At 66.6% G+C, this 12,383-nt stretch carries 10 protein-coding genes; 1 reads left to right on the plus strand and 9 read right to left on the minus strand.

The genetic code is table 11. The features are described 5' to 3' along the window. Positions 1-10: 10 nt before the first annotated feature. The 8 genes from lpdA to sucC form a co-directional block, all read right to left on the minus strand. Entirely contained in the window at positions 11-1,411 is a 1,401-nt protein-coding gene (lpdA, locus tag ACN5KJ_RS15090; protein ID WP_418594847.1) for a dihydrolipoyl dehydrogenase, read from the minus strand. Positions 1,412-1,531: 120 nt separating this feature from the next. Continuing rightward, positions 1,532-1,921 carry an MAPEG family protein gene (locus ACN5KJ_RS15095; protein ID WP_418594848.1) on the minus strand — a complete coding sequence of 130 codons (390 nt, stop codon included), beginning with the start codon at positions 1,919-1,921 and terminating at the stop codon, positions 1,532-1,534. 76 nt (positions 1,922-1,997) lie between these two features. Beyond that, positions 1,998-2,228 (minus strand): hypothetical protein, encoded by a 231-nt coding sequence (locus ACN5KJ_RS15100; RefSeq protein ID WP_347166826.1) that lies wholly within the window; start codon positions 2,226-2,228, stop codon positions 1,998-2,000. Between the two features lie 139 nt (positions 2,229-2,367). Continuing rightward, positions 2,368-3,912 carry a 2-oxoglutarate dehydrogenase complex dihydrolipoyllysine-residue succinyltransferase gene (gene odhB / locus ACN5KJ_RS15105; protein ID WP_418594929.1) on the minus strand — a complete coding sequence of 515 codons (1,545 nt, stop codon included), beginning with the start codon at positions 3,910-3,912 and terminating at the stop codon, positions 2,368-2,370. Positions 3,913-3,956: 44 nt separating this feature from the next. Next, on the minus strand, positions 3,957-6,923 hold the full coding sequence (locus tag ACN5KJ_RS15110; RefSeq protein ID WP_418594849.1) for a 2-oxoglutarate dehydrogenase E1 component: 2,967 nt from the start codon (positions 6,921-6,923) through the stop codon (positions 3,957-3,959). A gap of 297 nt (positions 6,924-7,220) precedes the next feature. Next, a complete protein-coding gene (gene sucD / locus ACN5KJ_RS15115) occupies positions 7,221-8,108 on the minus strand; it encodes a succinate--CoA ligase subunit alpha (protein WP_206566062.1) in 888 nt (295 codons plus the stop codon). A 141-nt stretch (positions 8,109-8,249) separates the two neighbouring features. After that, positions 8,250-8,606, minus strand: a complete 357-nt coding sequence (locus ACN5KJ_RS15120) for a hypothetical protein (RefSeq protein ID WP_418594850.1) — start codon at positions 8,604-8,606, stop codon at positions 8,250-8,252. Positions 8,607-8,795: 189 nt separating this feature from the next. Further along, positions 8,796-9,989, minus strand: coding sequence for an ADP-forming succinate--CoA ligase subunit beta (sucC, locus tag ACN5KJ_RS15125; protein WP_418594851.1), 1,194 nt, complete (start codon positions 9,987-9,989; stop codon positions 8,796-8,798). Between the two features lie 219 nt (positions 9,990-10,208). Between sucC and ACN5KJ_RS15130 the strand changes: the two genes are divergently transcribed. Beyond that, positions 10,209-11,216 carry a glycosyltransferase family 2 protein gene (locus ACN5KJ_RS15130; protein WP_418594852.1) on the plus strand — a complete coding sequence of 336 codons (1,008 nt, stop codon included), beginning with the start codon at positions 10,209-10,211 and terminating at the stop codon, positions 11,214-11,216. A 109-nt stretch (positions 11,217-11,325) separates the two neighbouring features. Here ACN5KJ_RS15130 and mdh read toward each other — a convergent pair whose 3' ends face one another. Then, complete coding sequence (mdh, locus tag ACN5KJ_RS15135; protein ID WP_347166828.1) at positions 11,326-12,288, minus strand: malate dehydrogenase; 963 nt, start codon at positions 12,286-12,288, stop codon at positions 11,326-11,328. Positions 12,289-12,383 lie beyond the last annotated feature (95 nt).

Consider the following 12,383-nt stretch of genomic DNA (forward strand, 5'->3'; position numbering starts at 1 on the left):
GGGGGGGCGATCAGGCGTGGATCGCGCCGTCGCCGCAGGCCAGCGCCGCCTCGCGCACCGCCTCGGAGAAGGTCGGGTGGGCGTGGCAGGTCAGGGCAATGTCCTCGGCGCTGGCGCCGAACTCCATGCCGACGCAGATCTCGTGGATCAGGTCGCCCGCCGCGGGGCCGATGATGTGGCAGCCGAGGATGCGGTCGGTTTCCTTGTCCACCAGCAGCTTGACGAAGCCTTCGCCCTGGAAGACCGCCTTGGCGCGGCCATTGCCCATGAAGGAGAACTTGCCGACCTTGTAGGCCTTGCCCGCCTCTTTCAGCTGCGCCTCGGTGGCGCCGACCATGGCGACCTCGGGGGCGGTGTAGATCACCGAAGGGATCACGCCGTAGTTCACATGGCCATGCTTGCCCGCGATGACCTCGGCGGCGGCCATGCCCTCGTCCTCGGCCTTGTGGGCCAGCATCGGGCCCTCGATCACGTCACCGATGGCATAGATGCCGTCGACGGAGGTCTGCCAGTGGTCGTTGACGGCGATCTGGCCGCGCTGCGTCATCTCGATGCCGAGCGCGTCGAGGCCCAGGCCCTCGGTGAAGGGCTTGCGGCCGGTGGCGACCAGCACGACATCGGCGTCGACCGAATGTTCGCTGTCGTCCTTGCGCAGCCTGTAGGTGACCTTGGCCTTGCCCCTGGCGGTCTCGACCTTGGACACGGCGGCGCCCATGGTGAACGCCAGCCCCTGCTTGCCGAGGATGCGCTGGAAGGTCTTCTGCACCTCGGCGTCCATGCCCGGCGTGATGTGGTCGAGGAATTCGATGACCTGCACCTCGGCGCCGAGGCGCTTGTAGACCGAGCCCATTTCCAGCCCGATCACGCCGGCGCCGATGACGACCATCTTCTTGGGGATCTTGGGCAGGGCCAGCGCGCCGGTGCTGTCGACCACCACGCCGCCGTCATTGTCGACCGTGACCTCGGCGCCGGGGACCGAGGCGACCTCGGAGCCGGAGGCGATGATGATGGATTTGGCATTGTGGGTCTCGTCGCCGACCGTGACCTTGCCCTTTTCCGGGATCGAGCCCCAGCCCTTGAGCCAGTCGACCTTGTTCTTCTTGAACAGGAACTCGATGCCCTTGGTGTTCTGGCCGATGACGTCGTCCTTGTAGGACAGCATCTGTTTCCAGTCGACCGAAGGCGATTTGCCCTTCAGGCCCATCTTGGCGAAGTTGTGTTCCGCCTCGTGCAGCTGGTGGCTGGCATGCAGCAGCGCCTTGGAGGGGATGCAGCCCACGTTGAGGCAGGTGCCGCCGAGGGTCTCGCGGCCCTCGACGCAGGCGGTCTTGAGGCCCAGTTGCGCGCAGCGGATCGCGGCCACGTAGCCGCCGGGGCCGGCGCCGATGACGATCACGTCGTAGTCAGCCATGTTCAGTCTCCTGTCAGTCTTTGGGGCGGACCGTGGAGGGGGCTCTGCCCCCGCTCCTGCGGAGCCCCCCGGGATATTTCAGGACAGAAGAAGCGGGGGCTGCCTTCTGTCCGGTGCGGGTCATATCAGGGCGAGGATCAGCAGCGCCACGGTGGCGCCGAAGCCCAGGGCCCAGATCAGCGAGCGCCAGGGCGTCCAGCCCAGCAGGTAGGCGGGCAGGTAGAGCAGCCGCGCGGCGAGGTAGAGGGCGGCGAGCATCGCCGTGGTGTCGCCGGTCTTGTCGGCATAGGTGAGGGTCAGCGTGGCGATGGCGAAGAGGATCAGCCCCTCGAAGTGGTTGGTCATGGCACGCTGCGCCCGGCCCGCGATGCCGGTCAGCTGGCGTGGCGTGTCGCGCGGCGAGGCGGCGTATTTCGGGCCGACCTGCCTTTGCGCGGTGACCGAGTAGAGGGCGAAATGCACGACCTGCCAGAGGGCGGCGAGGGTGAGGATGGTGAGTTCGGGCGTCATGGGCGGCGTGCTGCCTCCGGTGCTTGCGGGCGGCCTGCGTTGTCGGGGCGGGGCGTCCGGGGCGGGGGCAGGCGGGTCATGCGGTTTCCAGCAGGTGGGCGGCACCGGGCGGGTGGCCGAGCGCGGCCTCTTTCGAGAGCCAGTCCTGCGCCTTGCCCCTGTCGTTGACGGAAAACAGCGCCCAGCGGGCGGCGCCCTCGGTCCAGAGTTGCAGCAGCGTCAGCCCGGCCTGACCGCGCGCCTCGGCATCGGCGTCGAAGGCGGATTGGTCGAAGCTGTCGTATCTGAGAAGCAGTTGCGTGGTCATGCGGCCTCCAGTGCCTGGGCGATCCATGAAGCGCGGGCCTTGAAGGTCAGCCCGCGGGCGGAGGGGGGGCTTCCGCCCGGCATCGGGTTGGCGGGCGCATCGCGACGCGCCCGCCATCGGGTGGGTGTTCAACCCGCCATTACAGGTCCATCAGCAGGCGGCGCGGATCTTCCAGCGCCTCTTTCACGCGCACCAGGAAGGTCACGGCGCCCTTGCCGTCGACGATGCGGTGGTCGTAGCTGAGGGCGAGGTACATCATCGGGCGGATCTTGATCTCGCCGTTGACCACCATGGGCCGGTCCTGGATCTTGTGCATGCCGAGGATGCCCGACTGCGGCGGGTTCAGGATCGGCGAGGACATCAGCGAACCGTAGACGCCGCCGTTGGAGATGGTGAAGGTGCCGCCCTGCATTTCAGCCATGGAAAGCTTGCCGTCGCGGGCGCGCTTGCCCTTCTCGGCGATGGCCTTCTCGATCTCGGCAAAGGACATCTGGTCGGCGTCCCGGATCACCGGCACAACCAGACCCTGCGGCGTGCCCGCCGCGATGCCCATGTGCACGAAGTTCTTGTAGACGATGTCGGTGCCGTCGATCTCGGCGTTGACCTCGGGGACCTCCTTCAGCGCGTGGCAGCAGGCCTTGGTGAAGAAGGACATGAAGCCCAGTTTCACGCCGTGCTTCTTCTCGAACAGCTCCTTGTATTCCTTCCGCAGAGCCATCGTCTCCGTCATGTCCACCTCGTTGTAGGTGGTCAGGATCGCGGCGGTGTTCTGTGCGTCCTTCAGGCGGCGGGCGATGGTCTGGCGCAGGCGGGTCATCTTGACCCGTTCCTCGCGGGCGGCGTCATCCGCCGGGACCGGAGCGCGCGGGGCCGGAGCGGGCGCGGCGCTGGTGGTGGAGGACTTGGCGGCGGCCACGGCGGCGGCGACGTCGGCCTTGGTGGCGCGACCGTCCTTGCCGGTGCCGGTGACGTCCGCGCGCTTCACGCCGGCCTCGGCCATGGCCTTTTCAGCCGCGGGGCCGTCCTTGATGTCCTTGCCGGGGCCGCCATTGCCGGCGGGCGGCGTGGCATATTGCGTCCCGGCGGGGGCGCTTTCGGTCCTGGCGGGCGCGGCAGAGGCGCCGCCCCCGGAAGAGATCACCGCCAGCCTGGCGTCGGCCTGCACGGTGTCGCCCTCGTTCGCGACGATCTCGGTCAGGGTGCCCGAGGCGGGCGCCGGAACCTCGACAGAGACCTTGTCGGTTTCCAGCTCGCAGAGCATCTCGTCCTGCGCGACCGTGTCGCCGACCTTCTTGAACCAGGTCGAGACCGTCGCCTCGGAGACGGACTCGCCCAGCGTGGGGACCATCACGTCGACGGTGCTGCCGCCATTGGCGGGCGTCAGCCCGGCCTCTTCGGTCTGGCTGTTCTCGGCGCGGGGTTGCGGGGTCTCGGGGCCCGCATCGTCGGCGGCCGCGATATTGGCCAGCAGCGCGTCGACGCCCACGGTGTCGCCTTCCTGCGCGACGATGTCGGCCAGCGTGCCGGACACGGGCGAGGGCACCTCGACGGTCACCTTGTCGGTTTCCAGCTCGCACAGCATCTCGTCCACGGCGACCTTGTCGCCGGGCTTCTTGAACCAGGTGGCCACGGTGGCCTCGGTCACGGATTCCCCGAGCGTGGGGACTCGAACTTCGGTCATGATTTACTTCCCTTTTACTTGCCCTGCCGCTTGCGCTGCCTTGGGGCTCATCCGATGGTCAGCGCTTCGTCGACGAGCGCGGCTTGCTGTGCCTTGTGCTGGCTTGCCAGGCCCGTGGCGGGCGAGGCAGAGGTGGCGCGGCCCACGTAGACGGGGCGCCGGTGGGTGGCCTTGATGCGGCCCAGCACCCATTCGATGTTGGGCTCGATGAAGCTCCAGGCGCCCTGGTTCTTGGGCTCTTCCTGGCACCAGACGATTTCCGCCTGCTTGAAGCGTTCCAGTTCCTTCACCAGCGAGAGCGCCGGGAAGGGGTAGAACTGCTCGACCCGCAGAAGGTAGACATCGTCCAGCCCGCGCGAGTCCCGCTCTTCCAGCAGGTCGTAGTAGACCTTGCCGGAACACATGACGACGCGCTTGATCTGATCGTCGGGCTTCAGCTTGGTATCGCTTTCGCCGGATTCCGCGCTGTCCCACAGGATGCGGTGGAAGCTGGAACCGTCGGTGAAGTCCTTGATCTCCGAGACGCAAAGCTTGTGGCGCAGAAGCGACTTCGGCGTCATCAGCATCAGCGGCTTGCGGTAGCTGCGGTGCAGCTGGCGGCGCAGGATGTGGAAGTAGTTCGCCGGGGTCGAGCAGTTGGCGACGATCCAGTTGTCCTGCCCGCACATCTGCAGGAAGCGTTCCAGACGGGCAGAGGAGTGTTCGGGCCCCTGACCCTCGTAGCCATGCGGCATCAGGCAGACGAGGCCGGACATCCGCAGCCATTTGGATTCACCCGAGGACACGAACTGGTCGAACATGATCTGCGCGCCGTTGGCGAAGTCGCCGAACTGCGCTTCCCAGAGGGTCAGCGCGTTGGGTTCTGCCAGCGAATAGCCGTATTCGAAGCCCAGCACCGCGTATTCCGACAGCGCCGAGTCGATGACCTCGTAGCGGGCCTGCCCCTCGCGGATGTTGTTCAGCGGGTAATAGCGTTCCTCGGTGTTCTGGTCGATGAAGGCCGAGTGCCGCTGGCTGAACGTGCCGCGCGTCGAATCCTGACCGGCAAGGCGCACCGGGTAGCCTTCCAGCTGCAGCGAACCGAAGGCCATGGCCTCGGCGGTTGCCCAGTCGAAGCCCTTCCCGGTCTCGAACATCTGCCCGCGCGCCTCGACGAGGCGGCCCACGGTCTTGTGCAGCGGGAAGCCCTCCGGCACGCGGGTCAGCGCGGCGCCGATATCCTTGGCGGTCTGCGCCTTGATCGAGGTCTTGCCGCGCTGGTACTTGCCCTGCTTCTGCCGGTCGAGATGGCTCCACCGGCCATCCAGCCAGTCGGCCTTGTTGGGCTTGTAGCTTTTCCCGGCCTCGAACTCTTCGTTCAGGTGGGCCTGGAAGGCGGCCTTCATGTCCTCGATTTCGCCCTCGGGGATCAGGCCGTCCTTGACCAGCCGCTCTGTGTACAGCGTCAGCGTGGTCTTCTGCTTCTTGATCTTGGTGTACATCACCGGGTTGGTGAACATGGGCTCGTCGCCCTCGTTGTGACCGAAGCGACGGTAGCAGAAGATGTCGATGACCACGTCCTTGCCGAATTTCTGGCGGAACTCGGTCGCGACCTTGGCCGCGTGCACGACGGCCTCGGGGTCGTCGCCGTTGACGTGGAAGATCGGCGCCTCGACCACCAGAGCGTTGTCGGTGGGGTAGGGCGACGAGCGCGAGAAGTGCGGCGCGGTGGTGAAACCGATCTGGTTGTTCACGACGATATGGATGGTGCCGCCGGTGCGGTGACCGCGCAGGCCCGACAGCGCAAAGCATTCCGCAACGACGCCCTGACCGGCAAAGGCCGCGTCGCCGTGCAGCAGGATCGGCATGACCTGCGTGCGGTTGGTGTCGTTCAGCTGGTCCTGCTTGGCGCGGACCTTGCCCAGAACCACCGGGTTCACCGCCTCGAGGTGCGAGGGGTTGGCGGTCAGCGACAGGTGCACCGGGTGGCCGTCGAATTCACGGTCCGACGAGGCGCCGAGGTGGTATTTCACGTCCCCCGAACCGTCGACGTCATCGGGCTTGAAGCTGCCGCCCTGGAATTCGTTGAAGATCGCCTTGTAGGGCTTCTGCATCACGTTCGCGAGCACCGACAGGCGGCCGCGGTGGGGCATGCCGATGACGATGTCCTTGATGCCGAGGTTGCCGCCGCGCTTGATGATCTGCTCCATCGCGGGGATCAGGCTTTCGCCGCCGTCAAGGCCGAAGCGCTTGGTGCCCATGTACTTGACGTGCAGGAATTTCTCGAAGCCCTCGGCCTCGACCATCTTGTTCAGGATCGCCTTGCGGCCCTCGCGGGTGAAGGCGATTTCCTTGCCGTAGCCCTCGATCCGCTCTTTCAGCCATGCCGATTGCTCGGGGTCCGAGATGTGCATGTACTGCAGCGCGAAGGTGCCGCAATAGGTGCGCTTCACCAGCGACAGGATCTCGCGCAGCGAGGCGATCTGAAGCCCCAGCACGTTGTCGATGAAGATCGGCCGGTCCATGTCGGCCTCGGTGAAGCCGTAGCTCTTCGGGTCAAGCTCGGGGTGGTTCGAGGTGTCGCGCAGGCCTAGCGGATCCAGATCGGCGGCAAGGTGGCCCCGGATCCGGTAGGCGCGGATGATCATCAGCGCCCGGATGCTGTCCAGCACGGCGCGCTGGATGGCGTCGTTCGAGACCTCCAGGCCCTTCTCGGCGGCCTTCTCGGCGATCTTCTTGCCCGCGCCCTTCGCCTCTGCCGGAACCATGGGCATCGGCCATTCGCCGGTCAGCGCGCCGGTCAGGTCGTCATTGGGCACCGGCGGCCAGTCGGCCCGGGCCCAGGACGGCCCCGCCGCCTGTTTGCGGACGTCGCTGTCGTCGTCGCCCATCTGGCGGAAGAACTCTGCCCAGGCCTCATCGACGGCTTTCGGGTCCGAGGCATAGCGCGCGTACATCTGCTCCAGGTACTCGGCATTGTGCCCCTGCATGAAGCTGGAGGCGTGGAACAGATCGTTGGGGCTTTGGTCGGTCATTGTGGCACCTCGTTGGGGTTGGGCCCGTATGTGTTGGGACGGGCCTGCGACAAAGGCAGAGGCAGGCCCATCGTGTTCTGGAACAGCGCCGGAGTGGCGGGAAGGGAGGCTGGCGGCAGCCATGGCGGACGGGCGCGTCGCCACCATCCGCGGTCGCTCTCTGCCCTCAGCGCATATGCAGCTTCGTTTCGCATTCAGCCTTCACTCATAGCCAAGCGTCAGGAGAGGGGGCCGCAACCGGCCCACCGTCATGAAGCTTGTGGCGGGGCGGGCCATTACAAGCCCGCCCCGGGGAATTCACCCCTTCTTGATCGCTTCCATGACCGCCTCGCCCAGCGTGGCGGGGCTGTCTGCGACCACGATCCCGGCGGATTTCATCGCCTCGATCTTGTCCTCGGCACCGCCCTTGCCACCGGCGACGATGGCGCCCGCGTGGCCCATGCGGCGGCCCGGAGGCGCCGTGCGACCGGCGATGAAGCCCGCGATCGGCTTCCAGCGGCCCTTTTTCTTCTGCTCGGCGATGAAGGCTGCCGCATCCTCTTCGGCAGAGCCGCCGATCTCGCCGATCATGATGATGGCCTCGGTTTCCGGATCATCAAGGAACATGTCCAGCACGTCGATGTGCTCGGTGCCCTTGATCGGGTCGCCGCCGATGCCCACGGCGGAGGACTGGCCAAGGCCCATGTCGGTGGTCTGCTTGACCGCCTCGTAGGTCAGGGTGCCGGAACGGGACACCACGCCGACCTTGCCGCGCTTGTGGATATGGCCCGGCATGATGCCGATCTTGCAGGCGTCGGGGGTGATGACGCCGGGGCAGTTCGGCCCGATCAGGCGGGACTTGCTGTTCTCGAGCGCGCGCTTGACCTTCATCATGTCCAGCACCGGGATGCCCTCGGTGATGCAGACGATCAGTTCCATCTCGGCGTCGATGGCTTCGAGGATCGAGTCGGCGGCGAAGGGCGGTGGCACGTAGATCACCGAGGCGTTGGCTTCGGTCACGTGCTTCGCCTCGTGGACCGAGTTGAAGACCGGCAGGTTCAGGTGTTCGGTTCCGCCCTTTCCGGGGGTCACGCCGCCGACCATCTTGGTCCCGTAGGCGATGGCCTGTTCGGAATGGAACGTGCCCTGAGAGCCGGTCAGGCCCTGGCAGATGACTTTGGTGTTCTCGTTTACGAGGACGGCCATTGTGGTGGTCTCCTTAGTGAGACGCCCGCAGGGGGCGATATGCGAAAGCGCGCGGCGCCGGACGCTCCGGGCCGCGGACATGACAAGACAGAGCGAAGGCTGGGGCCCCGCTCTGCCGAAAGGCAATGCGATTTTCGGAGGTTACAGTTCTTCGGGGCCGAGATACTCGTCCAGAACGCGGGCCACCAGCATGGCCACGCCGCCCATCAGCAGCGACTTGCCCAGCTGATCGGTCAGATTGCCCGGCGCAAAAGAGGCCGCGCCGTCCCGCACCCGATGGGCAAAGCCCCTGCGCAACCGGCCATTGGCGGTGCGCCCGTAGGGTCTGGGATCCGGCACCTGTCCGAAGGCGGGCTTGACCCGCAGAAGCATCGCACCGGCGGTCAGCAGGCCCGCACCGATCAGGAAGGGCTTGAGCCGGTCGCGACTGCGCACGATCGGCAGGGCATCCTTCAGGTCCTGTGCGTCGGGCAGGTCGGATTTTCTCAGCAAGGGCATGTCTGTCACCTCCGTTGGGAAGGCAACACGCGATGCGCGACAATGGTTCCGCGCGCGTTACCCCGCGCGGTGCCTGTCTGATGCTGAGTGTGTCGACCGATATCATGACCGTTGTCCCGGGGCGTCGCCCCTTCACGCCTCGGAGGCTCCGGTGGAGCCTCCGCCGGGGCCGAAGCCCCGGAGCGGCGTTCACCCCTTGACCGCCTTGACGATCTTCTCGGCGCCGTCGGACAGATTGTCTGCCGCGATGACGTTCAGGCCCGAATTGGCAATGATCTCCTTGCCCTTCTCGACGTTCGTGCCTTCAAGGCGCACGACCAGCGGGACCTCGAGACCGACCTCTTTCACCGCGGCGATGACGCCCTCGGCGATGACGTCGCAGCGCATGATGCCGCCGAAGATGTTGACGAGGATGCCTTTGACGTTCTTGTCAGAGGTGATGATCTTGAAGGCCTCGGTCACCTTCTCCTTGGTCGCGCCGCCGCCCACGTCGAGGAAGTTGGCAGGCTCTGCGCCATAGAGCTTGATGATGTCCATGGTTGCCATGGCAAGGCCCGCGCCGTTGACCATGCAGCCGATCTCGCCATCCAGCGCGATGTAGTTCAGGTCGTACTTGGAGGCTTCCAGTTCCTTGGAATCCTCTTCCGTGGTGTCACGCAGCTCGGAGACCTCGGACTGGCGGTACATGGCGTTGCCGTCGAAGCCCAGCTTGGCGTCCAGCACCTTGAGCGAGCCGTTGGTCATGACGATCAGCGGGTTGATCTCCAGCATCTCCATGTCGCGCTCGATGAAGGCCTGGTAGAGGATGCCCATCAGCTTCACGCATTCCTTGACCTGCGCGCCGGTGAGGCCCAGGGCAAAGGCGACGCGGCGGCCGTGGAACGGCTGGTAGCCGGTGGCCGGATCGACGGAGAAGGACAGGATCTTCTCGGGGGTGGAGGCTGCGACCTCCTCGATGTCCATGCCGCCCTCGGTCGAGCAGACGAAGGACACGCGCGAGGTCACGCGGTCGACCAGCAGGGCGAGGTAGAACTCGCTCTCGATGTCCGAACCGTCCTCGATGTAGATGCGGTTGACCTGCTTGCCTGCCGGGCCGGTCTGATGCGTCACGAGCGTCTTGCCCAGCATCTTCTTGGCTTCCTCGGCGGCTTCCTCGACCGACTTGGCAAGGCGCACGCCGCCCTTTTCGCCGGCGGCCTCTTCCTTGAACGATCCCTTGCCGCGGCCGCCCGCGTGGATCTGCGCCTTGACAACCCAGAGCGGTCCGTCAAGCGCCCCGGCTGCGGTCTTGGCGTCCTCGGCTCTCAGGACGACGCGGCCGTCCGAGACAGGGGCGCCATAGCTGCGCAGAAGCGCCTTGGCCTGGTATTCATGGATATTCATGGGTCAACGATCCCCGTTTTGCTGCGGATTGTAGACCTGTAAGCCCCGCGCGGCGCCCGGAATAAAGTGTTATCTGCCAAAGCTGCGCAAATGTAGCGGTTTTTCGGCATTTGTGATCACGCGTTTTGCGGCGTGATCACAGGCCGCTGCATTGTTAGCGCTTGGCAGAGAATCACCGGGTTTCTAAGGTGAGTCGCAGGGGGCAGGACAGGAGCGGCAATGCAGGAATGGGCGGTCGTGATGACGGCGCGGGAACCGGGCGCGCTGGTCGAAGCCAATGTGCGCTGGCACCTGGCAGGCGGCGCGGCAGAGGTGCATGTCTACCTCGACCGGCCCGACGATCCGGTGGCGCCGGGGCTGGCGCGCATTCCGGGGTGCCGGGTGACAGTCTGCGACGCGGCGCACTGGCGGGCGCTGCGGCCCCGGCGCGGCGCGCCCGCCTCGCAGATGCGCCGCCAGAGCCTGAACGCGGCCCATGCGCAGGGGCGCTGCGCCGCCGACTGGCTCGTGCACCTGGATGCGGACGAGTTCCTCTGGCAGGACCGGCCGCTGGCGTCTGAGCTTCCCGCCGTCTCGGAGCTGGGGGCAGAGCTGCGCTTTGCGGTGATGGAGCGCGCGCTGATGGCCGGGCAGGCGCAGGCGGGGCTTTTCGACGGGGTCTTCCGCCGCGCCTCGCCGGGCGGCAAGGGGATGGATGCGGTGATCTACGGCGCCCTCGCGCCGCATCTGCGCGAGGGCATGTTCAGCCACGGGTCCGGCAAATGCGCCGTGCCGGTGGGGCAGGGGTTCCGCCAGATGGTGCATGAATCCTACCTCGAGGCCGGGGGCAAACGCCGGCGCGCGCCGGCGTGGCGCTCGACCACCACCCGGCTGCTGCATTTCGACGGGGTCACGCCGCTGCACTGGCTGCTGAAGCTGATCCGCTACAGGGGGCAGCCGCCCGAGGTGCAGGCGCATATCCTGCCGCCGCACCGGATGGCGCAGATCGCATGGATGCTCGACCGGATGGGCGGCCTGGAGGAGGCGCTGGAGGCCGAGGCCGGGCTGCACCGCCTGACGCAGCCGCAGGCAGACCGGCTGCGCGGCTTCGGCCTGCTGGAAGAGGCGCTGTCCTTCGATCCCGGCAGGCTGCCCGGGATGCCGGATCTCTCGGTCGCGGCCTTCGACCGCGCGCTTCTGGCACAGGACCCGGACCTCTGGGAGATGACCGGCTGGGGGGCGGCGTGAAAGCGGCTTCGAAGCCGCTTGAGAAAGCCCCTTCGAAGGGGCTTCCCCCGCCAAACGAAAACGCCCGGGCGCGGCGGCCCGGGCGGTTCCATGGATGCTCTCGGAGGGCTTACGCCAGCGAGGTGTCGATGCCCTTGCAGGCCTCCACGAGGCCCTGAACGGCCTTCACGGAGGTGTCGAACATCTCCTGCTCTTCCTTGTTGAGCTTGATGTTGACGATGCGCTCGATGCCGCCGGCGCCGATCACGGTCGGCACGCCCACGTACATGTCCTTCACGCCGAGGTCGCCGTCGCAATAGGCGGCGCAGGGAAGGACGCGCTTCTGGTCCTTCAGGTAGGCCTCTGCCATCTCGATCGCCGAGGTGGCGGGGGCGTAATAGGCCGAACCGGTCTTCAGCAGGCCGACGATCTCGGCGCCGCCGTCACGGGTGCGCTGGACGATGGCGTCCATCTTGTCCTTGGTGGTCCAGCCCATCTCGATCAGGTCGGGCAGGGGGATGCCCGCGACGGTCGAATAGCGCAGCGAGGGCACCATGGTGTCGCCGTGGCCGCCCAGCACGAAGGCGGTGACGTCCTTCATCGAGACGTCGAATTCCAGCGACAGGAAGTGGCGGAAGCGGGCCGAGTCCAGCACGCCGGCCATGCCGCAGACCTTGTTCGCGGGCAGGCCCGAGAACTTCTGCAGTGCCCAGACCATCGCGTCGAGCGGGTTGGTGATGCAGATCACGAAGGCGTCGGGGGCGTTGGCGGCGATGCCCTCGCCCACGGACTTCATGACCTTGAGGTTGATGCCCAGCAGGTCGTCGCGCGACATGCCCGGCTTGCGCGGCACACCGGCGGTCACGATGCAGACGTCGGCGCCGGCGATGTCGGCGTAGTCCTGCGTGCCCTTCAGCCTTGCGTCGAAGCCTTCCGAGGGGCCGGATTCTGCGATGTCGAGCGACTTGCCCTCGGGGGTGCCCTCGGCGATGTCGAAGAGCACGACGTCGCCCAGTTCCTTCATTGCTGCGAGGTGGGCGAGCGTGCCACCGATCTGTCCCGCGCCGATGAGGGCGATCTTGGGTCTGGCCATGGATAGGATCTCCGGTCCTTCGTGAATTTGGTGGTTTGGGTACGCTCTTGCCGTCCGCGTTGCAAGGGTGCCGCGCTGCGGCATGGCCCGCGAGG

It is taken from the genome of Ponticoccus sp. (in: a-proteobacteria) (genome assembly GCF_048381735.1).